This window comes from Citromicrobium bathyomarinum (genome assembly GCF_038594605.1).
Lineage (GTDB): Bacteria > Pseudomonadota > Alphaproteobacteria > Sphingomonadales > Sphingomonadaceae > Alteriqipengyuania > Alteriqipengyuania bathyomarina_B.
On record NZ_JBCFZM010000005.1, the window covers coordinates 128,637 to 151,928 of the forward strand.

Genomic DNA, 23,292 nt, shown 5'->3' on the forward strand with positions numbered 1-23,292 from the left:
GAATAACACAGAAGCCCGGGACACCGGGACGGGCGCTAAGATGCCTGTCGATCATCCCGCTGGGTCCGGGGCCGGCTGCCCCGACGGTCCCGGACCCTTCCGTTTGCATAATTTTAGGACGCACGAAGTGGGAGAAATGCGATGGTAAAAGGATCAATCAAGAACTCGATATTCGCATGGGGCTGGACGCTCAGCGTGTTCCTGCTTGTCAGCTACCTCCTATGCATTGCCTTCGGAGTCCTCGCACCCGAGCGGTTTCACATGCACCAAGCCTGGGCTCCGTTGCTGCCATGGTTCGAATGGCTGACCCTGTCGGGATTTCTCGCAGGAGCGGTGGGCAGTTTTCTCTACGGCTGGTACATCGCACTCATCGCGGTCCCGCTGCACCGGTTTTTCCAGGCCCGGTTTTCCTGATTTGACGCGCTGAATATTAGGCGCACTCAGCGTGGACTGCCGTGCCTTGACGCGCCGCCATCGGCATCGCTGCAGGAAGAAAGAGCGCGCCGCCGGAAATCGATAGCTCATCGCGATTCCGGGGCCAGCCCAAGGATGGCTCATGCCCCGCCAGAAAATTTTTTGAGGGGTGAGCCGCTTCGCAACGTACTGCTTGTCGTGATGTTTCTCGGACGGGAGGACATCGACAGGGGAAAGACTTGCAGACAGATGGCAACGATCAACATGGGAAGAGTGCTGGATCGATAACGCTGCTTGGCGGTGTCGCAATGGGAACCGGCGTCATGATCGGCGCTGGTATTTTCGCACTGACCGGCCAGATTGCCGAACTGGCTGGACCGCTATTTCCGCTTTCTTTCATAGTCGGCGCCCTGGTCACTTCCCTAGCCGCCTACAGCTACATCAAGATGTCGAACCGCTGGCCCTCCTCTGGCGGCATCGCGATGATTCTTCAGAAGGCCTACGGACCGGGTGTTGTTGCAGCATCGGCATCGCTCCTGATGGCGCTGTCGATGGTCATCAACGAAAGCCTGGTCGCTCGGACCTTCGCGACCTATGCCTTGCGGCCCTTTGGGCTCGAGAGCAGCGGCATTCTGGTTTCCGTCGCAGCGCTTGCGCTCATCGTCTTCGCCTATTTCGTGAATGCGGCAGGCAACAAATCGGTCAGCGGTTTCTCTCTCGTCATGTCGGCGATCAAGATCGGCGGCATCGCCCTGTTCGCGATTGCGGCGATCTGGGCCAGCGGCTTTTCGGGCGGCGCCTTCTCAGAGCCAGTCGCGCTTTCAGGTCTCGACGCGTTGCTCGCGTCGGTCGCCTTCTCGATCCTCGCGTTCAAGGGTTTCACCACCATCACCAACAGCGGCGGCGAAATCATCGATCCGCACCGAAATGTTGGCAGAACCATTATCATTTCGATCACAGTATGCGTGGTCGTCTACCTTCTGGTCGCGGTGGCGGTCGGAGCCAGCCTCGGCACTTCGGAAATAGCCCAAGCACGCGATTACTCGCTTGCGGCAGCTGCGCGCCCCGCGCTCGGAGAGCTTGGGTTCTATTTCACAGTCGCAATCGCGATCGCAGCCACGACCTCGGGTGTCATCGCCAGCGTTTTCGCCGTTTCGCGAATGCTGACGATGCTGACCGAAATGAAGATGATCCCGCATAGCCATTTTGGGATGAAGGGACCGATCCGCAGTCACATGCTGGTCTATACCGTCGTGGTCGCCGGCACGCTCGCGGTCCTGTTCGATCTTTCGCGGATCGCCTCGCTCGGAGCGTTCTTCTATCTCGTAATGGACATGCTCGTGCATTGGGGCGTGCTGCGCGGTTTGCGGGAAGAGATAGGCGCGCGTGCCTGGATCCTCTGGTCGGCGCTCATGGCGGACGGCGTAGTCCTGACAGCTTTTGCCCTCGCCAAGCTTAAAACCGACCCTGCGGTCGTTGCCTATGCGGTCGCAGGTATTGCCGCAGTGTTCGGAGCCGAATGGTTCTATCTACGTCGGAATCCTGCGCTGCGTGAAATGCCCGCCACAGACGATGGAGATCATCGATGATCGCCGCACTAATTCTCGCCATTGCACTTTTCCTGGCCTCGGTCGGCGTGCATCTGTCGATCCTCGGCGCCGGGCATCGCCTGCTCCACGCACCCGGAAATTTCTCCGCCAAGCTTCGGGTCGCGCTTCTCGTCCTGGCATCGCACCTGCTTGTCGCGACGCTCTTCGCTGGCGGTTTCTGGCTGGGCGCGGAGCTGGGCCTCGGCGGGTTCGACAAGACGCCGGCGATGAGTGCGATGGACTATTTCTATTTCTCGCTGATCAACGTGACCACGCTGGGGCTCGGCGACATCTACCCGACCGAGCACCTGCGCGTCATTGCCGGCGTCGAAGCCTTGACCGGCTTCGCGCTCATCAGCTGCTCGGCACAATTGTTCTGGACCATGATGAAGGAAGGAGAAAACGCATGACTGAAAGCTCATCCCACTCGGATAAGGGAGGGGGCGGCAACTACTGGCGGTTTATGGCCATGGTATCGACCTCGACCGTGATCATGTTCTTCCTGATGTACGCCAACAGCTTCGACATGGACGACGTGTTCTGGAGCGAGACGCGCTTCTGGATGATGTTCGTCATGGGCGCGATGATGATGGTGGTCATGCTGCTCTTCATGTGGGGCATGTACAAGGACCGGACCAAGAATTTCATCATCCTGGGTGTCGGAGCCGTCGTTTTCGCACTCGCGCTATGGCTCGTACGCAGCCAGACCACGGTCGACGACACCGAATACATGGCGGCGATGATCCCGCACCACTCGATCGCGATCATGACCAGCGAGAGAGCGAGCCTGAAGGATCCGCGTGTCCGCGAACTTGCTCAGGCCATCATCGTCGCGCAGCGGCGCGAGATCGCCGAGATGAAATATCTCATCCAGGACATCGAGGAGAACGGTCCGCGCACCGAAGAACGCCTGCCCGAGGAGATGCAGCAATGAACAAGATCGCACTTCTGACGCTTGCAGCCCTCCCGCTGGCGGCCTGCAACACCAATACCGCCATCGGCAATGATCGCGAAGCGCAGCTCGATCCTCCGGCAACGGCGGCGCCGATAGAGAGTGCTGCGAGCGCTCTTGCCAATCTCAGCCCCGGCCTCATGTTGCCCGAAACGATGAGCGACGCGGATCTTACCGCGCTGGGAGCCGAGAACACGTGCCAGTTCCGCCTGACCGAGGTCGCGTTCCCGTCGTTCGTCTACGACAACAGCGGTCGCGGGGCGATCAAGATCAATGGCAAACTGATCCCGGTCACGGCAAGCGCTTCGGGTGAGTATGCGGATGGTGAGCTTCGTATCCGTACGCGCCTTCTCGATGACGAGGGAGACGCGGGCCTGCAGATGCAGGAGCTGATCGTCGCCGGACCCCGGATGAAGGACGAGTTCGGGTTCTGGGGTTACACGACCTGTGGCAACAGCGAGGCGTGAAGACGAGCGAGCGGGCGCTAGCGTCCGTCGGTGCCCGCTCCACGATCACGATCAGCCCGGCACGCGCCGCCGAATTCATAATGAGGTACGACCGTGGAAGCTGAACCTGTGACCGATGCAGCCCCCCTTGCGGTCTTCGGTGCCGGAGGAAAGACCGGCACGGAAATATTGCGCCATGCGGTCCGCAAGGGCATCGCGGTACGAGCGTTCGAACACACCCTGCCCGAACCATCGGACAGGGTCGACAATGTCGAGTATTTCCAGTGCGACGTTCTCAATGACGACTTCAGCAGCGAGCTCGAAGGTTGCCGTGCGGTCATTTCCGCACTCGGTATAGGATTTAGCCCATCCACGGCGATCGATCCGCCTCCGCTTTACACGGAGGGAACCCGCAGGCTGGTGGAAGCGATGTCGGCGACCGGCATTTCCCGGATCGTCGTGATATCGGCGGCGTTCGTAGAGCCGCAGCCCAGCGTTCCTGCATGGTTCGAGCTCACAGCAAGACCAGCCTTGCACAATATTCTCGAACAGATGCGCGCCATGGAAGATCTTCTGGAGCGCGCGACAGGCCTGGAATGGACGGCGGCGCGACCGGGCTGGCTCCTCGACGAACCCTATACGGGCGAAGCCGTCATTTCCGACGAGCGTCTTGCCGAGGGTTGCTTTCGTTGCCGGCATGCCGACCTCGCGGCAGCGATGCTCGAATTCGTCTGCGAGAACACCTGGGTCAACGCCAAGCCCGCTATCGCCCGGCCAGAAGCAGACCGCTTCGAGAATGTCTCGGCACTCAAAGCCGAACTCGGGATCGACTAGATCGACGCGGTCTCACGGAAACACTCCAACAACGAGGCAAAATATGCTGCTCGAGAAGATAAAGACCCCCGGTCTCTCCCACCTTTCCTATCTGATTGGTTCGCAGGGCAAGGCAGCGGTCATCGATCCGCGCCGGGACTGCGAGATTTATGTCGAGCGTGCCCGCGCCGAAGGGCTGGAGATCACGCATATCTTCGAAACGCACAGGAATGAGGATCTCATCACGGGATCGCCGGTATTGGCCAAAATGACCGGTGCCCGCGTTCTGCATGGTCCAAACCCTGCGGACGAGATTGTTTTCGCCGACACCGCGCGAGAGGGCGACGCTTTCGAGATCGGGAAGTTGCGGATTTCGGTGCTCGAAACTCCCGGTCACACCGACGATCATCTCGCCTTCGTCTTTCACGACGACGATTATCCCGAAGGACCGGTCGGCGTCTTCACCGGCGATGCGCTCTTCGTGGGCGACGTCGGCCGAACCGATTTCTATCCCGAGCGCGCGCGGGAGGTCGCGGGCCTCCTGTACGATTCATTGCAAAAGATTTGCGCTCTGGGTGACCAGACGATCATTTACCCCGCGCATGGTGCAGGCTCCGTCTGCGGTTCGGGAATGGCGGACCGCGAATTCTCGACCATAGGCCACGAACGTCGCAATAATCCGCGGCTCCAGATCGCCGATCGCGAGGAATTCATCGAGGCGAAGCTCGCCGAGCATCATTATCAGCCGCCCTATTTCAGGCTGATGGAACGCCTGAATGTCGAGGGAACATCTCCCGCGCCACGGATCCTGCGACCAAAACGCCTCATGCTCTCGGACATTCGCGAAATCGACGCCGATCATGTCGTCGACGTGCGGGATCCGCTTGCATACGCAAGCGGGCATCTGCCCGGTTCGATATGCCTTCCGGTCGGCATGATTTCGGCGTTTGCGGGCTGGTTCATCGGAGAAGGCGACACAATCGCACTCGTCGGATCGGCGGAAGACCAGCTGGCATCGGTCATGACGCACCTCGTGAGGATCGGGCTCGATTCGATCGTCGGCGGCTATGTCGGTATCGTCCCGGCTGCTGCGCAAGGAATGGAGATAGCGAGCCTGCCGATGATCGGGACGAGCGAGGTTCAGGATCGTCTCGAGCGCAAGCGCGACAACTGGACCTTGCTCGACGTGCGTGACCTCGATGAGCGGCGCAGCGGCGCGATCGAGGGATCGAAACACATCTACGTGGGCGAGCTCAATTCCCGCTTCGCCGAGCTCGATCGCGAACGCGCCTATACCGTCATGTGCGCCAGTGGCATGCGTGCCAGTGTGGCTGCGGGCTGGCTGCAAAGCAAAGGATTCGAAAAGCTCGACGTATATCTGGGCTCGATGGGTGCCTGGCAGCACGCGTCGTGATGAACCAGCGCACCGGACTGGAGGTCCTTGTCTTGCGCTCCTCAAAGCTTTACGCCCTTTTTATGCGAGTCTTGCGCTCCCTTGGACTGTTACTGATCGCTTGCGGGCTGTTCGTTCAATCGGCAGCGCATGCGTCTGCCCTGCCTCAGGCGCTCGATGCAGGCAAACCGACCTGCGCCGAGATGGAGATGATGGCGGGAGCAGCTTCCATGGACGATCATGACGGCGTGCCTTGCAAGAACCTTCGGCTGGATTGTCTCGTGGCATTCGGCTGCATCCCGCCCCTCGTTCCAGGGGGTGATGCGAGCCTGGTCGGAGAAAGACCGGCGCAGGCTGCTCAATTCAGCGGTTTGATCTCCAATTCGCTCGCAGCCATAGGACTGGGGCCAGAGCCGCCACCTCCGCAATTTCCGGCATGACCCGCGTGCAGGCTTAAGCCTGCGCGCTCCTGCCTCTGGATGAACGGCCTGCGCTTGACGCGAGCCGGTGATCCGGAACGCGTGCCTGACGCGCTCCTTTTGCGGATGAATGATCATGAAACGAATAAGCTGGACCGCGCTTCCGGTCCTGCTGGCCCTCGCGCCGGCGAGTAATGCCCAGTCGGTGGGCTATGAAGAAGCTTTGCGAGCAGCAACGAGCAACCAGCCCCAGGTTCGAACAAGTGAGCTGCGACTGGACGCCCGGCGCGAGATCGCCGACGCTGCCGATGAACTGCCAGACCCGCGCCTTCGCGCGGGCATCCAGAACCTGCCGGTAAGCGGGCCGGCTGCGTTCGAGCTGGATCGCCAGCTCCCTACGCAAATCCAAGTCGGTATCGAACAGGAGATCCCCAATCTCGCGAAACGTCGGGCCCGGTCCGGAATCGCGGACGCCGACATCGACCTTGCCGCAGCACAGTTGCGTCAAACAAGTTACAGGGTGCGCGTCGGAGCAGGAATGGCATGGATTTCGTTGGCTTATGCCCAACGGGCTCTGACGGTCGCCGACGATGCACTTGCTGAAATCGAGAGGCTCCTACCATTCGCGCGCAGTTCTGTCGCCGCCGGTTCGGCCAGACCCGCCGAAAGTCTGGAAGTACGCCGTGCCGTGCTCGAAGTCGAAGACATGCGGACCAGGATCGAAGCCGACCGAGAGACCGCTCAGGCCATGCTGTCGCGCTATACGGCTCTGTCGAACGCTACCGCGACCGGAACCATTCCTTCGGCCGATCTCGATCCCGAAGGTTTGCGGGCCATGCTTCAAAGCAATCCGGAGCTTGTCGTGGCGCTTGCGCAGGTCCGTCAGGCGGAAGCGAGAAGTGATCTTGCACGATCGGAAAGGCGTCCGGATTTCGGCGTCAACGTGAGTTATGGGCGGCGCGATCCCGACTTTGGCGATGCGATCTCGCTGATGGGTTCGATCACGCTCCCGATTTTCGCCGACCGGCGCCAAAACCCGCGCATAGCCGCCGCCGAAGCCGAAGCGGCTGCGGCACAGTCCGCCAGAGCCGACCGGCTGCGTGAACTCGAAGCCCAGTTCGAGACCGATCTCGCCGCATGGCGCAGCGCTTATCGACAATGGCAGCGCGCGACGGACGAATTGCTCCCGCTTGCCGAAAGCCGCGTGGACCTCGAGCGCGCGAGCCTTGCCGCGGGCCGGGCCGAACTGCTCGATGTCGTCGACGCCATCAAAACGCTCGCCGTGCTGCGGGTGGACATTCTGCAACGCGAGGAGGCGACCGTCGAAGCCGCCGCGCACCTGCGACTGACCTATGGGGAGTATGGCCGATGAGAGCCACAATGGGAGCCGCGTGGCACAGGCTGTCGCCGCGCCAGAAATCCTGGACGATGGCAGGCACAATCGCGCTCATTAGTCTTGCCGCCGGCTATGGTCTCTCGCAGCTCGGTGAAGGCCAGGGTGGTGCAGGCGACGCGGGCGGCAGTGCGACCGAATGCGAGGAGGTCCTTTACTGGTACGACCCGATGGTACCGGGGCAGCACTTCGACGAGCCGGGCAAGTCGCCCTTCATGGATATGCAGCTGGTGCCAAAGTGCGCGGGCGAGGAGGCAACCGCAGGTGTCAGGAGCGATCCCGGCCTGGTGCAGAATTTCGGCATCCGCACCGCCGAAGCCGAGTACGGTGTTCTCGAGCCGGAAGTAACCGTCACCGGCGTTCTGGCCTACAACGAACGCGACGTCGCGATCGTCCAGCCACGTGCCGGAGGCTATGTACAAAGAACCTATGGCCGCGCGCCCGACGATGTCGTTGGACGGGGCGCTCCGCTCGCGGATATTTTGGTTCCCGAATGGGGCGGAGCGCAGCAGGAGTATCTGGCTGTCCTGAATAGCGGTGATCAAGAACTTGCGCAGGCCATGCGCGAACGCATGCGCCTTTTGGGCATGCCTCCAGGCCTGATCTCATCGGTAGGGCGCAGTGGACGTCCGCAGTCCACGATAACCGTTACCGCGCCGATTGGAGGTGCTATCACATCGCTCGGCGTGCGACCGGGGATGACAGTCATGGCCGGACAGACGCTCGCCGAGATAACCGGTTTCTCACCGATCTGGCTCGAAGCCGCGGTGCCTGAAACGCAGGCGGCGAATGTACGCGTCGGGCAACCTGTCAGCGCGACGCTGACCGCATTCCCCGAGGAACGCTTCTCCGGACCCATTGTCGCTATCCTGCCGAGCGCGGAGGATGCAAGCCGTACGATCACCGTTCGTGCGCAACTGCCCAATGCATCCGGTCGCCTCAAGCCGGGCATGTTCGCACAGGTCTCGCTGACCCCGGACACACGCCGCGCGCTGCTGGTGCCGTCCGAAGCCGTTATCAGGACCGGACGTCGAACCATCATGATGGTGAAGCAGGACGAGGGCGGTTTCATGCCCGCCGAGGTCCGGATCGGCCGCGAAGCGGGTGGCAGGACCGAGGTTCTGGCCGGTCTGTCGGCCGGCGAACAGGTCGTGACATCGGGTCAGTTCCTGCTCGATTCCGAAGCAAGCCTTACCGGACTCGACGTCCGTCCGGTCGATCAGGCAGATGACGCTTCCACCGGCGGCGAGGACGAACCAGCGACCTTCGGTGCCACCGGCACGATCCAGTCGATCGCCAATGGTTCGGTGACGCTGCGGCATGGTCCTGTGCCCCGGCTCGATTGGCCCGCGATGACCATGACCTTCCGCACGAAGAGCGCGGCGCAAATGCGCGGGCTCGAGACGGGCGACAGGGTGCGCTTCACCTTCACCCAGCAGGATGCCGGCCCCCGGATCGAGTCTATCACGAGGGCCGGACAATGATTGCTCGGATAATTGATGCCTCGATCGCCAACCGCCTGTTTATCGTTCTCGCCGCCGTCGCGGTAACGCTGGCCGGTTTCTGGGCGGTGCGCACGACGCCGGTCGACGCGTTGCCCGATCTGTCCGATGTGCAGGTTGTGGTCCGGTCAAACTATCCGGGGCAGGCCCCCCGGATCGTCGAGGACCAAGTCACCTACCCCCTGGCAACGACCATGCTTTCGGTGCCGGGGGCGAAAACCGTCCGCGGCTACTCGATGTTCGGCGACAGCTATGTCTATATCATCTTCGAGGACGGTACCGACCTCTACTGGGCGCGATCGCGTGTGCTCGAATATCTCAACCAGGTGCAGAACCGCCTGCCCGATGGCGTCACGAGCACGCTTGGGCCCGATGCAACCGGTGTGGGGTGGATCTACGAATATGCGCTCGTCGACCGGACCGGCGGGCACGACCTTGCCGGACTGCGCAGCCTGCAGGACTGGTTCCTGCGCTACGAGCTCAAGACGATTCCCGGCATTGCCGAGGTCGCCAGCGTCGGCGGAATGGTCAAGCAATACCAGGTCGCGCTGGAACCTTACCGGATGGCATCGCTCGGCGTGACTCACGCCGAGATCGTGAGCGCAATCCAGGCCGCCAACCAGGAAGCGGGCGGCTCGATCGTCGAGATGGGCGAAGCCGAATATATGGTCCGCGCCTCGGGCTATCTCGGCGACCTCGAGGATTTTCGGCAGATTCCACTACGCACTGCGAGCGGCGGCATTCCGGTCACGCTTGGCGACGTAGCGACAATCCAGGTAGGCCCCGAGCTGCGCCGTGGCATCGCCGAGCTCAATGGCGAAGGCGAGGTTGCCGGGGGCATCATCGTTCTGCGGCAGGGCGCGGATGCGCGAAGCGCGATCCAAGCCGTGGAACTCAAACTCGACGACTTGCAGGCAAGCCTTCCCGAAGGCGTCGAGATCGTCACGACCTACGATCGCTCTCAGCTCATCGATGCGTCTATAGAGAACCTCACCACGAAGCTCATCGAAGAGTTTATCGTCGTGGCGCTCGTATGCGCGCTGTTCCTCTGGCACGCGCGTTCGGCACTTGTCGCCATCATCACCCTGCCTTTGGGCGTGCTCGCGGCCTTCATCGTGATGCGCATCCAGGGCGTTAATGCCAACATCATGTCGCTGGGTGGAATAGCCATCGCGGTCGGTGCGATGGTCGATGCCGCCGTCGTCATGATTGAGAACGCGCACAAGCATCTCGAGCGATGGGAACACGAGAATCCCGATACCGCGCTCGCGGTGAAGGAACGCTGGCGGATCATCGCCGATGCATCGAAGGAAGTGGGACCGGCGTTGTTCTTCAGTCTGCTGATCATTACGCTGTCGTTCCTACCGGTCTTCACCCTGCAGGCGCAGGAAGGGCGGTTGTTCGCTCCGCTCGCTTTCACCAAGACCTATGCCATGGCGGCCGCGGCCATTCTGTCGGTAACGCTGGTGCCGGTAATGATGGGATGGCTGATCCGTGGGAAGATCCCTTCGGAGGATTCCAATTTTCTCAACCGCTGGCTGACGAAAATCTATCGTCCGGGGCTCGACTGGGTCATGCGGCGCCCAAAGGCAACGCTGGTGATCGCGGCGCTGATCTTCCTGACCACCGCGATCCCCTTCACCCGGCTTGGCGGCGAGTTCCTCCCGCCGCTCGATGAAGGCGATTTGCTTTATATGCCGAGCGCGCTGCCCGGCCTTTCCCCCGGCGAGGCTTCGGCGCTGCTGCAGCGCACCGATCGCCTGATCAAGTCGGTCCCCGAGGTGGAAACGGTGTTCGGCAAGGCGGGGCGCGCCGATACAGCGACGGATCCGGCTCCCCTGACGATGTTCGAAACGACGATCCGCTTCAAGCCGCGCGAGGAGTGGCGCGAGGGAATGACGCCCGATCTGCTGGTCGAGGAACTTGACCGGGTCGTTCAGGTGCCGGGCCTCGCCAATGTCTGGGTGCCGCCGATCCGCAACCGGATCGACATGCTCGCGACCGGGATCAAGAGCCCGATCGGGGTCAAGGTTTCAGGCGACGATCTCGATCAACTCGAACGCGTTGCACTCGATGTGGAGCGTATCGCCAAGACCGTGCCTGGCGTGAGTTCCGCCCTGGCGGAGCGCCTGTCGGGCGGTCGCTATGTCGATGTCGATATCGACCGGATGGCGGCCGCGCGATACGGGCTCAACATTGCCGACATCCAGCAGATCGTCTCTGGTGCAGTTGGCGGTGCCAATGTCGCACGGACCGTCGAGGGGCTGGCGCGCTATCCGATCAATGTGCGCTATCCCCGCGAAATCAGGGACAGCGTCGAGGAACTCAGGGCCTTGCCGGTTCTGACGCCGTCCGGCCAACAGATCACGCTTGGCACTGTCGCCCGTATCGCCGTCAGCGACGGTCCGCCCATGCTCAAGAGCGAACAGGGCCGACTGACCAGCTACATCTACGTCGACGTCCGGGGCCGCGATCTTACTTCGGTGGTCGCCGATCTGCAGGAGGTCGTCGCCGCGGGTGTCGATCTTCCTGCCGGCGTCAGCCTGTCCTATGCGGGCCAGTTCGAATATCTGACGCGCGCCTATGAGCGACTGAAGGTCGTGGTTCCCGCGACGCTTGCGATCATTTTCCTGCTGCTCTATCTCATTTTCCGGCGCTGGGACGAAGCCTTGCTGATCATGGGCACGCTGCCCTTCGCGCTGACGGGCGGATACTGGTTGCTCTATCTGATGGGCTACAACCAGTCGGTGGCGACTGCGGTCGGTTTCATCGCGCTTGCCGGCGTCTCCGCCGAATTCGGCGTAGTGATGCTGATTTACCTGAAAGCCGCACTGGAGCGGCGACGCGGTGATCTGAGCGCCGAAGAAGTAGACGAGGCCATCCGGGAAGGCGCGCTCCTGCGCGTGCGGCCCAAGGCGATGACCGTCGCAGTCATCCTTGCGGGTCTCTTTCCGATCCTGATCGGCACCGGCGCGGGCTCGGAAGTCATGAGCCGCATCGCCGCGCCGATGGTTGGCGGCATGATCACCGCCCCGCTCCTGTCCATGTTCCTGCTTCCCGCCGCCTATCTGTTGTTGCGGCGCCCCCGTCCGGAAAAACCGGCCAACCCTCAAGGAGAAGAAGAGTGCGTACCCCAACCTACATGATCCTGCTCGCGGCACCGCTGGCGCTTGCAGCCTGCGACGCTGCAGACGACAGCTCAGAGACCATGATGTCAGACGACATGGCGAACTCGGACAGCATGCCCATGTCAGGCGAAATGCCGATGGCGGAGGAGACCGGCGGCGAGCAGAGCGCCAGCGCGGAGGGAACGGTTACAGCCATCGATTCCGAGGCGGGCACGGTGACCATCGAGCATGGTCCGGTCGAAAGTATCGGATGGCCCGCGATGACCATGACCTTCGAAGCCGACGCGCAAATCCTCGAACAGGTCAGTGTCGGTGAGGGAATAGCCTTTGAATTTCGTACTGGAACCGAAGGCAGCGTCGTTACCTCGGTAACGCCGCGATAGGACGGTGGGTGGGAGGCGCTCGGTTGCGCCGGTGCCTCCCACGCAAAAACAGGTGAATATGCCAGGTATCGACAGGCCCGACTTTAAGGATCGCCGCGACTTCATCAAGAGCGCCGGCCTCGCGGCGACGGGTTTCGCCGCGCTGTCGCTGCTGGGTTGCGGTACGCAAAGCAGGATGTCGCTCGATCAGGGAGGCGAAAGCAATCCTCTTGCCATACCTCGGCTACAGGCAGGAACGATCGAACGGGGCGAGCGTGTCTTTCGCCTGTCCCTGACACCGGGCGAGAAAGAATTCGTGCCCGGCACGGCGTCACCGACGATCGGTATCGACGCATCCTATCTCGGCCCGACCCTCGAAATGCGCCGCGGCGAACAGGTTCGCTTTCACATCGACAACAAGCTTGCCGAAGATGCGACCGTTCACTGGCATGGTTTCGAACTTCCCGCCACAGCGGATGGCGGGCCGCACCAGCTCATACGGCCCGGTGAGCGCTGGAGCCCGTCCTTCGAAATACGCCAGCGCGCTTCGTTATACTGGTATCATTCGCATCTGCATCGCCGGGCCGGACCACAGGTCTATGCCGGACTTGCTGCCCCGATCTACGTGCGCGACGAGGAAGAGGATCGCCTCGATCTGCCGAGCCGGTACGGTGTAGATGACATACCGCTCGTCGTGCAGGATCGCGTGATCGACGGCGCGGGCCGCCTTGTTTACCCGCTCGATATGCACTCGCGGATGATGGGGGTGATGGGTGAGCGCATCTATGTGAACGGAACGGCCAATGCCGTTTTCGAGGCCGCCGCCGGTCCGCTGCGCCTGCGGCTTCTCAATGGATCGAATGCGCGGTTCTACACCTTCTCGCTCGAAGGTGATCGTCCGATGCAACTCATCGCAAGCGATGGCGGCCTGCTTGCCGCGCCAAGCGAGGTTCGCAGTCTTACCCTTGCCCCAGGCGAACGCGCACAAGTGATCGTCGATCTTTCCGAAGGGCGCCCGCTCCGGCTGATTGCCAGCAGCCCTGCTAACGCCATGGGCATGATGGGCGGGCAAGGCGGGGGTATGATGGGCGGCGGAATGATGGGAAACCGGGCCGATCGCGAGAGGCAGGGGCGCACGTTTTCGATCCTCGATATGCGCCCCTCAGGCGCGTCAACTCCAGTAATGCTCCCGCCCACTCTGGCCGCGCTTGCTGCGCCAGACCCCTCACTCGCCGTTCGCAGCCGCCGTTTCGTGCTCGATATGGGCATGATGGGCCGGGGCATGTCGATCAACGGCGAAACCATGGACATGGACGTCATCAATCAGCGCGTACCGGTGGGTCAGTGGGAAATATGGGAAATCGCCAACGCATCGATGATGGCCCATCCCTTTCATATTCATAACGTGCAGTTCCGCTTGCTCGACCGGGACGGTCGGCCTCCGCGGGCGGAAGAGGCGGGCTTCAAGGACACCGTAATCGTCAACCCGCGTGAACAGGTCAGGCTGCTGTTGCGGTTCGAAGAAAATACCGATCCCGACACTCCCTACATGTATCACTGCCATATCCTCGAGCACGAGGACGCAGGCATGATGGGGCAGTTCGTGGTGATGGCCAATTAGGGGAGAACGACAGATGAGCGATGGGCACAATGCAATCGAGGGTATGGCGACCGACCCCGTTTGCGGAATGAGCGTGAAGATGGACGGCGCCCGCTTCGTCGATCGACACGAGGGTGGCGACCATTACTTCTGCTCCTCGCGCTGCCTCGACAAGTTCCGCGCGGATCCGGAGATGTATCTTTCGAAGGCGCACCTCGATGCTGTCGAGGATGTCCCGGAAGGTACCATATACACCTGTCCGATGCATCCGGAGATCCGGCAGCCGGGGCCGGGCTCTTGCCCGATATGCGGGATGGCCCTCGAACCCGAAACGGTCACTCTGAACGAGGGCCCCGATCCCGAACTCGTCGACATGCGGCGAAGGTTCTGGTGGAGCGCGCTCTTCACGCTGCCGCTCTTCGCCTATGCGATGGGCGACATGATCCCGTCGCGACCGTTCGATCAGGTCATCGAACCCGCTATCGCGCAGTGGCTGCAGCTCCTGCTGGCAACTCCGGTGGTGCTTTGGGGCGGCTGGCCCTTCTTCACCCGCGCGCTGCAATCGGTCCGGACCATGAACCTCAACATGTTCACCCTGATCGGCTTCGGCGTCGCCATCGCCTATCTGTTCAGCCTTGTGGCAACCCTCGCCCCGGACATCTTTCCCGAGGCATTCCGCGATCATGCGGGCCGGGTCGGCGTCTATTACGAGGCCGCAGCGGTTATCACGACCCTCGTGCTGCTCGGGCAGGTGCTCGAGCTCAAGGCGCGCGGATCGACATCGAGCGCCTTGCGAGCGCTTCTCGAACTCGCACCCCCGACCGCGATGAAGATCTTCGGTCGCGGGGACGAGCGCGAAGTACCGCTCGATGAATTGACGTCGGGGGACCTGCTGCGCGTGCGTCCGGGCGACAAGGTCCCCGTCGATGGCACGCTCGAGGATGGAAGCAGTGCCATCGACGAATCCATGATCAGTGGCGAACCCATTCCCGTCAAGAAAAGCGCGGGCGATCCCGTGATCGGGGGCACCGTAAACCAGACCGGCAGCTTCACCATGCGCGCGACGCAGGTCGGCGCGGACACCATGCTCTCGAAGATCGTGCAGATGGTCGCGGAGGCCCAGCGCAGCCGGGCACCGATCCAGCGGCTCGCCGACCAGGTCACCGGATGGTTCGTACCCATCGTCGTCCTTGTCGCTATCGTGAGTTTTGTCGTCTGGGCCATCTGGGGACCGGCACCGGCCCTTGCCTACGCGCTCGTCAACGCGGTCGCCGTTCTGATCATCGCGTGTCCCTGCGCGCTCGGACTGGCGACGCCGATGTCGATCATGACCGGTACCGGCAAGGGCGCGCAGCACGGGATCCTGATCAAGAACGCCGAAGCGCTCGAAACGCTGGAAAAGATCGATACGCTGGTCGTCGACAAGACCGGAACGCTGACCCGGGGCAAGCCTGATCTTGTCGACGTAAAACCGCAGCCAAATTTCGACGAGCAGGAATTGCTGAGCCTTGTCGCTGCCGTTGAGAGAGGAAGCGAGCATCCGCTCGCCCACGCGATCGTGGAAGGGGCTCAAAACAGGGGCGCTGCCATTCTCGACGCTTCCGATATCGAATCCGTGACCGGCGAAGGTATCCAGGCAAATGTCGACAAGCGCCTGGTCGCGATCGGGAATGAAAAGATGATGGAGCGTATAGGGGCGCTCGAAGAAGGCTGGCGGTCAACGGCGGACGAAGGCCGAAGCCTCGGACAGACGGTGATGTTCGTGGCCGTGGACGGGGCACCGGCAGGCCTTATCGCGGTCGCCGATCCGATCAAGGCAACCAGCCGCACCGCTATTGCCGCGTTGCATGAGCGCGGCATCAAGATCGTGATGCTTACCGGCGACAGCGAAGCCACCGCGCGTGCGGTAGCAAGCCAGGTCGGTATCGACGAAGTCGAAGCGAACGTCTCGCCCGAGGACAAACATCGCAAGATCGAGCAGTTGAAGAGCGATGGTCGCCGGGTCGCTATGGCCGGCGACGGCATAAACGACGCACCCGCGCTTGCCGCTTCGCATGTCGGCATCGCGATGGGAACGGGTACCGATGTCGCGATCGAAAGCGCGGGCGTGACATTGGTGCGCGGCGACCTCGTCGGCGTTGTTCAGGCGCTCGTCCTGTCTCGGGCCACTATGCGCAACATCAGGCAGAACCTGTTCTTTGCCTTTGCGTATAATGCGCTCGGCATACCGGTCGCAGCAGGTGTCCTCTATCCATGGACCGGGTTGCTTTTGAACCCGATGATCGCGGCCGCAGCGATGAGCCTGTCTTCGGTATCGGTGATCGGCAACGCCCTGCGCCTGCGCGGCCTCGCTCTTCCCAAATTCGATACCTGAGCGATGGGGACGGGACGGAGATCGCAGGAGTGACGAATCAGACGATGCAGGATCAGGACCAAATCTCTGAGGAATCGCGCGAATGGCGCGGTGCTCATCCAGCCCTCTGGATCGCGATATTCGGAATTCTCATCGCTTTCGCCTGGGAGATGCTCCAGCTTCCTTTCTACCAGTCGGGAGGTCTGTCGCCTGCCGAGGCAGCACGTCGCTGCGGCCTGGCCTCGTTCGGCGATGCCGGGATCATGGTGGCCGCTTATCTCGGCGCCTCTGTCGGCAGTGGTAAAACGCCGTGGCTCGTAGACTGGCCGATCTCGCGTTTTGTCGTGTTCCTGGGAATCGGCCTGGCCATTACTGCCATGGTCGAAGTGCTGGCTGTCGGTGCCGACTGGGGGTGGTCCTATAGTGCAATCATGCCGCTGGTGCCCGGAACCAAAATCGGTCTCATACCGATCGCGATGTGGGTCGCGGTTCCCACAGCCTCCTTGTGGCTCGCGCGCCGTCTCGGCACCGGACCCCGCTGATCGCAAACCGGGATCACCTATCCCTCGACAGCTGCCGGCTGCGGTCCCGATGGTGATCGACTTATCCGAAATCCGGCAATCAGAGCGAGCAGCGTGAGCAATTGCGCGCCGATCGTCTCGACAGTCGGGAAGAAGCCGAGTTCGGCGAGGCGCGGCAAGCCGGCAATGAAAGTGGCGGAAAGAACTCCGGCCTCCTGGAAAGCGCCCACGCCCTTGCCCGCGAGAATGACCGCAAGGATCGCAATCAGGATAGCACTATAGCGGAAGAACTGGGTGATCGGCAGTTTGCGGCTGTAGCGCAGCATAACCCATGCGATGAACGCTAGCAGCGCGACTGCGGACAAGGCACCTGCCAATATGATGCCGCTGCTCTGCGGGTTCCACAGGGCAGCGTAGAACAGAATAGTCTCGAACGCTTCCCGGTAGACGACCACGAATGCAAGACCAAAGAGAAACCATGCCGATCCGCGCGAAAGCGCCTTGCCCATTTTTTCCTGGATATAGCGCCGCCACTCCTCGGCCTGGGATTTGCCGTGCATCCAGATCCCGACCGATACGAGAATGACAGCCGCAAGCAGCGCGCCGATCCCTTCGGTCATCTCGCGGCTCGCCCCGCTGATGCTTACGAAGTAGGTTGCTACGACCCAGGTGGCGACACCTGCGAAAAGAGCAGCGATCCACCCACCATGGATATAGGGCAATACCTCGGAGCGCTGCGACTTTTTCACAAAGGCGATCATGGCGATCACAACCAGAATTGCTTCGATCCCCTCGCGCAGGAGAATGGTGAACGCCCCGAGAAAGGTCGAGATTTCGCTGGCCGCCTCAGGAGCCAACGCTTCCTCGGCTCTTGCCAGCAGACTATCGATGCGAGCCCTTAGTTGCTGTAGTTCGGATGGATTCGCACCGGACTCTATTCCGGCCCGGAATTGCCCGAGCGCCTGTTCTACCTCCCGCATCAAACCGCCATCGCGCGTTGCCAGGAGGGCCTCCAGGGGTTCAAACCCGTCGAGATAGGCAGACAGGGCAAGCTGCCGCGCTTCCTCTCGGTTGCCAGCCCGATAAGCTGACAGGCTGCGATCGAGCGTATCGCGAACGAAGGCGAGCGAACCTGCGTCATTTGCCTGTCCCACCGCATCGGGATTGGCGCGAAGATAGGCCATGACGGCGAGCGCACGGTCCTCACCGATCTGCTCGGCCAGACTTTCCGGTGTGAGCGCGGCGAGCGTCTCGAGATCGGGGACAAGCTGGCGTATGCCATCATCTTCCCGCCAAATACGCTCGCCCTTGGCCACATCTTCAAAAGCAATGCTGCCGGCATGGAATGCAAGCGCCCAGCGATCCTCGTCGGACAGCGATGCGAAGCTGGCCATGGACGTTCCTTCCAGCCCTTGCGTGATGACCTGGTAAAGCCCGAACGCACTGCGCTGCCGCGCCCGGTCGATATCGGTGAAGTCGATCGGCGGGGGATCAAGTGCCTGCATTGCGGCCGGTGGCGCACTTCCGGCGGCGCCGTGACACGAGGCGCAGTTCTGCGCGAAGAGAGTGCGGGCGCGGTCAAGGTCGGGCGCTTGCGAAGGGGCAAGCGGAACCGGGTAGGCTGTCAGCAACGAGGCTGCCAGCGCGCGCGCTAAGCGCCCAACTCGCTCGGCGGGTTCCTTATTGGCGATCAGAGCTCGCAGCTGGTCCGATCGGCGGATGAGTGCTTGATTGTCTTTAGTATCCGGCAATGCAGCGATCTGCCGCGCCACGACATCGGAAAACTCCACCATTTCGCGATATTCGAATTCGTCGGCAACACGTCCCTCGGAAACGGCGGAGGCGTAGTCGACCGCGATATAATCGAGCAGACGCCATGTGGTTCGCACGTCGGGTTCTTCCGCGTTCGCGGTGACGGACAGACACAGCGCAAGCGCCAGCAGAATGAGCCGCAGTGCCGGATGGACGGTGGCGGAGACGATGCGATGCATGAGGGGTCTCTATATCTGTTGCAATTAATTCGCAATAGCAGGGTGTAGACGGAAATGTATTTCCTCCAACCCCCGATCGCGGGGATATTCTGGAGTTTAGGTAGAGCGCAGTTCGCCACGGGCCTGTTTGGAGACTTCGGCACTTCCCCACACCGCCAGTCCTGCCATGATGCTCGCCACAACCAGATCGGGCCACGCACGGCCGGTGCCGAAAACGCCAATCGCTGCCGCCAGCACGGCGATATTACCGATCGCGTCGTTGCGCGAACAGATCCACACCGAGCGCATGTTCGCATCGCCCGAGCGATACCGGAACAGCATCGCGGCGACGGCGAGATTTACCGCCAGAGCAAGAGAACCGATGGCGCCCATCGTTCCCGGGTCGGGCGACGCCCCGACAAAGAAACCCCAGATGGCCGAGCCGAGCACCCACAGGCCGAAAGCCAGCATGGTCGCCGCCTTTACGAGAGCCGCACGCGCGCGCCAGACGAGCGCCATCCCCGCTACACCGAGACTGATAGCATAGTTTGCCGCATCACCGAGAAAGTCGAGCGCGTCGGCCTGCAAGGCGCGCGAATCCGCAGCAATGCCTGCCACGATCTCCACGCCGAACATGATTGCATTAAGGCCCAGTGCGATCCACAGAATGCGCCGCCATGTCGGATCGTTGTTGTTTGCACCGGCCTCATCGGGGCCGCAGCAGGTCTTTCCCATTTACTCGACTCCTTGCGTCGATCCGCCCTATGCGCCTTGTAGTAACTACAAGGTCAAGCGGCAGGAGCCTTTGTCATGAGAATTGGTCAACTTGCCCGGATAACCGGCGTCAAATCCGAAACAATCCGCTTCTACGAGCGTGAGGGTATCCTCGCTGCCCCTCCACGCACGCGGGCCAATTATCGCGATTATGGACCAGCAGAGGAAGCGCGCCTTAACTTCATACGGCGCGCGCGTGATCTCGGCTTCTCCATGGCACGCATCAGGGAATTGCTCGATCTCTCCGATGATGCCGACCGGTCCTGCGCGGGCATCGACGCTCTGGCCAGAAGCCATCTCGGCGAGGTCGAGCGCAAGATCGCGAGCCTGGAGGCGTTGCGGACGGAACTTGGGCGTATGATCGCTGCCTGCGAGCAAGACACTGTAGGCGATTGCCGCATCATCGATGCACTTGCGGGTACCGCCGAGCCTTGATGTCCGCGCCTCGTGCGCCAGTTCGGTCAGGCTCGCCAATGCACGGCTTTTGTCGGCCGCCCATAAGAGACTTAACTTCGGGAAAGGCCGACGAGTGCGAAGCTGCCCGTGTCGCCATCCCGGGTCTGTCGAACGGGCTATGATGCCGCCGCAGGCCAGTTCCAGACGGCCATTTTTTCAATGCTCATATCCGCCATAGTGTAGGGGATCCCGCCGACGCCAAGCCCGGAGCGGCGCAGCCCTGCAAAAGGCATCCAGTCCACGCGGAATGCCGTATGGTCGTTCACCATCACAGCCGATCCCGCCAGAGACTGTATGCAATGATTGGCGATTGACAGCCGATCGCTGAATACAGCGGCCTGAAAGGCGTAAGGCAGGGCATTGGCCTGCTCGATAGCCAGGTCGATATCGTCATAGCCATACACGCAGATCACGGGGCCGAAGATTTCTTCCCGGGATATCTTGGCACTTTCGGGAGGATCGACAATGACGGTCGGGGAGAAAAGAGTGTCACTCAGACGGCTTCCCCCGCACACCAGGGTGCCTCCTGCTGCGATGGCTTCATCGACCCAGCGTTCAACGCGGTCAACTTCCTCCGTTCGGATCAGGGGTCCGCATTGGGTCTCAGCATCGGCGGGATCGCCCACTACCAGCTTTTCGGCAGCTCGCCTTAGGTCATGAGCGAAGTCTTTCAATTCTGCAGCAGGGACGTACACGCGCTGCACGGAAACGCAGACCTGACCCGAATGATAGAACCCGCCTTTGAGCAACGAGGCGATCACTGCTGCGCGCTCCACGCCGCTGTCCACGATTACCGGCGCCGCGCCGCCGTGCTCGAGAGCAATGCGGGTTCCCGGCGCCAGCTTCGAGCGAAGCATCCAGCCGATCTTCGCAGAACCGATGAATGAGAAGAACTCCGTGCGCGGATCGGTTACCATTCTTTCGGCAATATCGTTGCCGCAAGGTGCGAACCGGCACCAGGCCTCGGGCAGGCCGGCTTCATGAAGAATGCTCACAAAGCTCTGGCATGACAGAGGCGTTTCCAGCGCAGGCTTGATGAGAACGGGGCACCCGGCTGCTACCGCCGGTCCAACCTGATGGACGATCAGGTTGAGCGGGTGATTGAATGCCGAGATCGCCACGACAGGACCGATCGGCTCGCGGAAGGTATATGCCGTCCTTCCCGCACCCGCTTCTGTCAGGTCCATGGGGATCTCGTGACCGCCGCCATCGCTGAGCGCCTGAACGCATAAGTCGACGCTGTTGATCGCGCGACCGGCTTCCACGCGCGCATCGACCAGCGGTTTGCCGCCCTCCCTGACGATCTGGAGAGCCAGATCCTCGGCTCGTTCGCGCATGATATCCGCAGCCCGCCGGAGGATGGCGACACGCTCGTGCACGGCAAGCCAGCCATGGCGGTCGCGGTGGAGCAACTGCGCTTCATTCAGCCATTCATCGATTTGAGGCCAGTCGACAAGCGGCACTTCTGCAACCGGCTCGCGGTCGAACGGATTGTGAACGATCGTCTTCATAGCTCGCACACCTTTGCGCCGAGTTCGTCGATCAGCACCTTCTTGTTTTCGGAGTAGTCGACGGGCAGATCGACAAGGTGCACGCCGCCCGCCTCGAATGCGGCGTTCAGGACCGCCACAAGATCTGCGCTCCGCTCGACCCGGTGACCGGTCGCTCCATAGCTTTGTGCGTAGGTGACGAAGTCGGGATTGGAAAAGGTTAGGCCGTAGTCCGGAAAGCCGAGCTGGTCCTGCTTCCAGCGGATCATGCCGTATGCCGCATCGTTCAGGACGAGTACGACGAGGTTCAGGCCCAGCCTGACGGCCGTTTCCAGCTCCTGCGAGTTCATCATGAACCCGCCATCGCCGCATACCGCGAGCACTCTGCGCCCCGGCGACAGCATCGCCGCCATCATGGCCGATGGAAGGCCTGCGCCCATCGTCGCCAATGCATTGTCGAGAAGGATGGTACCCGGTTCATTCGCAATGTAGTTTCTGGCGAACCAGATCTTGTAGATACCGTTGTCGAGCGCAACGATATCATCGCGCGCCATTACGCTGCGTACGTCGGCAACCACGCGCTGGGGGACCATCGGAAAACGTTCGTCGTCGCTGGTCTCGGAAATGTGCGAAGCAATCTCGTGGTGCAGCACAGTGTAATAGCTGCGATCGCACTGCAGCTTGCCATCCAGACGGTTTCCCAGCCGCTCGACCGATCCGGCGATGTCGCCGATGACCTCGAGCTGCGGGAAGTAGACCTGATCGACTTCGGCTGCCTTGTAATTGATATGGATGACGGTCTGCCCGCCCGGCTCCATGAAGAAGGGCGGCTTCTCCACCACGTCGTGACCGATATTGACGATCAGATCGGCCTTTTCGATTGCGCAGTGAACATAATCGCCCGACGATAGCGCCGCGGTGCCCAGATAGAGCTCGCTATCTTCATCGACCACGCCCTTGCCCATCTGGGTGTCGAAGAATGGAAAGCCGGTATCAGACACGAATTTGCGCAACGCTTTCGAAGCGCGGCGGCGGTTCGCTCCGGCACCGATCAGGAGCAATGGCCGCTCAGCCGCGATGATGCGCTCGGCCGCTTCGTCGAGCGCAGCATCTCCGGCGACCGCATAACGCCTGTAATGCGGAGGTATGACCGGTTCGATCGTTTCCTCTTCAGCGATATCTTCCGGCAGCTCGAGCAGTACAGCGCCCGGCCTTTCTTCCTGCGCCAGACGGAAACCTTCGCGAACGAGCGAGGGAATGCGATTGCCGTTCACGATCTGGGTCGAAGCCTTGCAGAGCGGCGTAAACAGGGAAACGACGTCGACAATCTGGAACTGGGCCTGTTTCGATGTCTTGATCGGTTTCTGCCCAGTAATAATGACGAGCGGAAAGGCCCCGAGCGCGGCATAGGCCGCCGGTGTGGTCAGGTTCGTGGCACCAGGCCCGAGCGTTGCCAGGCACACACCTGCCTTGCCGGTCAGGCGGCCATAGGTCGCCGCCATGAAGCCAGCGCCCTGTTCGTGACGGGCCAGAACCAGCGTGATGGCGGAAGTTCGCAGCGATTCCAGGAGATCCAGGTTCTCTTCGCCTGGAACGGCGAAAACATATTCGACGCCCTCGGCCTCGAGCGCGGCGACCATAAGATCGGAAGCTTTCATTCGTTGGTCCTCATTTTACGGGTTGCAGGGCGGTTCATGTCGTGCGCTGCCAAGCAGCT

At 61.7% G+C, this 23,292-nt stretch carries 20 protein-coding genes; 15 read left to right on the top strand and 5 right to left on the bottom strand.

Annotation, left to right across the window (positions count from 1 at the left end; genetic code table 11):
* The first annotated feature begins 141 nt into the window (after nucleotides 1-141).
* The 15 genes from AAG612_RS15885 to AAG612_RS15955 all read left to right on the top strand — a co-directional run bounded on the left by AAG612_RS15885 (nucleotide 142) and on the right by AAG612_RS15955 (nucleotide 16,906).
* Nucleotides 142-414 (top strand): hypothetical protein, encoded by a 273-nt coding sequence (locus tag AAG612_RS15885; protein ID WP_010240151.1) that lies wholly within the window; start codon nucleotides 142-144, stop codon nucleotides 412-414.
* A gap of 284 nt (nucleotides 415-698) precedes the next feature.
* Nucleotides 699-2,003, top strand: a complete 1,305-nt coding sequence (locus AAG612_RS15890) for an APC family permease (protein ID WP_255351377.1) — start codon at nucleotides 699-701, stop codon at nucleotides 2,001-2,003.
* On the top strand, nucleotides 2,000-2,413 hold the full coding sequence (locus AAG612_RS15895; protein WP_230782960.1) for a potassium channel family protein: 414 nt from the start codon (nucleotides 2,000-2,002) through the stop codon (nucleotides 2,411-2,413). Before AAG612_RS15890 ends, AAG612_RS15895 begins: the two co-directional genes overlap by 4 nt.
* Entirely contained in the window at nucleotides 2,410-2,937 is a 528-nt protein-coding gene (locus AAG612_RS15900; protein ID WP_230782961.1) for a DUF305 domain-containing protein, read from the top strand. Before AAG612_RS15895 ends, AAG612_RS15900 begins: the two co-directional genes overlap by 4 nt.
* Nucleotides 2,934-3,422: a DUF6692 family protein gene (locus tag AAG612_RS15905; protein ID WP_054522845.1), complete on the top strand. Its 489-nt coding sequence runs from the start codon at nucleotides 2,934-2,936 to the stop codon at nucleotides 3,420-3,422. The genes AAG612_RS15900 and AAG612_RS15905 overlap by 4 nt, the downstream gene beginning before the upstream one ends.
* Nucleotides 3,423-3,530: 108 nt before the next feature.
* Nucleotides 3,531-4,235: an NAD(P)-dependent oxidoreductase gene (locus tag AAG612_RS15910; protein ID WP_029140649.1), complete on the top strand. Its 705-nt coding sequence runs from the start codon at nucleotides 3,531-3,533 to the stop codon at nucleotides 4,233-4,235.
* A gap of 43 nt (nucleotides 4,236-4,278) precedes the next feature.
* Entirely contained in the window at nucleotides 4,279-5,628 is a 1,350-nt protein-coding gene (locus AAG612_RS15915; RefSeq protein ID WP_054522846.1) for an MBL fold metallo-hydrolase, read from the top strand.
* Nucleotides 5,628-6,047 (top strand): hypothetical protein, encoded by a 420-nt coding sequence (locus AAG612_RS15920; RefSeq protein ID WP_054523103.1) that lies wholly within the window; start codon nucleotides 5,628-5,630, stop codon nucleotides 6,045-6,047. The genes AAG612_RS15915 and AAG612_RS15920 overlap by 1 nt, the downstream gene beginning before the upstream one ends.
* A gap of 115 nt (nucleotides 6,048-6,162) precedes the next feature.
* On the top strand, nucleotides 6,163-7,398 hold the full coding sequence (locus AAG612_RS15925) for a TolC family protein (RefSeq protein WP_054522867.1): 1,236 nt from the start codon (nucleotides 6,163-6,165) through the stop codon (nucleotides 7,396-7,398).
* A gap of 8 nt (nucleotides 7,399-7,406) precedes the next feature.
* The gene (locus tag AAG612_RS15930; protein ID WP_342511863.1) at nucleotides 7,407-8,903 is read left to right on the top strand and encodes an efflux RND transporter periplasmic adaptor subunit; all 1,497 of its coding nucleotides are present in this window, start codon (nucleotides 7,407-7,409) and stop codon (nucleotides 8,901-8,903) included.
* Nucleotides 8,900-12,067: an efflux RND transporter permease subunit gene (locus AAG612_RS15935; protein WP_342511826.1), complete on the top strand. Its 3,168-nt coding sequence runs from the start codon at nucleotides 8,900-8,902 to the stop codon at nucleotides 12,065-12,067. Before AAG612_RS15930 ends, AAG612_RS15935 begins: the two co-directional genes overlap by 4 nt.
* The gene (locus tag AAG612_RS15940; protein WP_054522848.1) at nucleotides 12,064-12,432 is read left to right on the top strand and encodes a copper-binding protein; all 369 of its coding nucleotides are present in this window, start codon (nucleotides 12,064-12,066) and stop codon (nucleotides 12,430-12,432) included. Before AAG612_RS15935 ends, AAG612_RS15940 begins: the two co-directional genes overlap by 4 nt.
* Before the next feature lie 58 nt (nucleotides 12,433-12,490).
* Entirely contained in the window at nucleotides 12,491-14,032 is a 1,542-nt protein-coding gene (locus AAG612_RS15945; RefSeq protein WP_342511829.1) for a multicopper oxidase family protein, read from the top strand.
* A gap of 13 nt (nucleotides 14,033-14,045) precedes the next feature.
* Nucleotides 14,046-16,385: a heavy metal translocating P-type ATPase gene (locus tag AAG612_RS15950; protein WP_010240409.1), complete on the top strand. Its 2,340-nt coding sequence runs from the start codon at nucleotides 14,046-14,048 to the stop codon at nucleotides 16,383-16,385.
* Nucleotides 16,386-16,414: 29 nt separating this feature from the next.
* On the top strand, nucleotides 16,415-16,906 hold the full coding sequence (locus AAG612_RS15955) for a hypothetical protein (protein WP_230782967.1): 492 nt from the start codon (nucleotides 16,415-16,417) through the stop codon (nucleotides 16,904-16,906).
* Between the two features lie 17 nt (nucleotides 16,907-16,923).
* On the opposite strand, the gene AAG612_RS15960 is transcribed toward AAG612_RS15955, so the two are convergent.
* The 5 genes from AAG612_RS15960 to AAG612_RS15980 all read right to left on the bottom strand — a co-directional run bounded on the left by AAG612_RS15960 (nucleotide 16,924) and on the right by AAG612_RS15980 (nucleotide 23,233).
* The gene (locus AAG612_RS15960) at nucleotides 16,924-18,876 is read right to left on the bottom strand and encodes a cytochrome c/FTR1 family iron permease (RefSeq protein ID WP_054522849.1); all 1,953 of its coding nucleotides are present in this window, start codon (nucleotides 18,874-18,876) and stop codon (nucleotides 16,924-16,926) included.
* 96 nt (nucleotides 18,877-18,972) lie between these two features.
* Nucleotides 18,973-19,590 (bottom strand): cation efflux transmembrane domain-containing protein, encoded by a 618-nt coding sequence (locus AAG612_RS15965; RefSeq protein WP_010240550.1) that lies wholly within the window; start codon nucleotides 19,588-19,590, stop codon nucleotides 18,973-18,975.
* A 45-nt stretch (nucleotides 19,591-19,635) separates the two neighbouring features.
* Nucleotides 19,636-20,103 (bottom strand): hypothetical protein, encoded by a 468-nt coding sequence (locus tag AAG612_RS16340; protein ID WP_054522850.1) that lies wholly within the window; start codon nucleotides 20,101-20,103, stop codon nucleotides 19,636-19,638.
* A 98-nt stretch (nucleotides 20,104-20,201) separates the two neighbouring features.
* Entirely contained in the window at nucleotides 20,202-21,596 is a 1,395-nt protein-coding gene (locus AAG612_RS15975; RefSeq protein WP_054522851.1) for an aldehyde dehydrogenase family protein, read from the bottom strand.
* Nucleotides 21,593-23,233, bottom strand: a complete 1,641-nt coding sequence (locus AAG612_RS15980; RefSeq protein WP_054522852.1) for an acetolactate synthase large subunit — start codon at nucleotides 23,231-23,233, stop codon at nucleotides 21,593-21,595. The genes AAG612_RS15975 and AAG612_RS15980 overlap by 4 nt, the downstream gene beginning before the upstream one ends.
* Nucleotides 23,234-23,292: the final 59 nt, after the last annotated feature.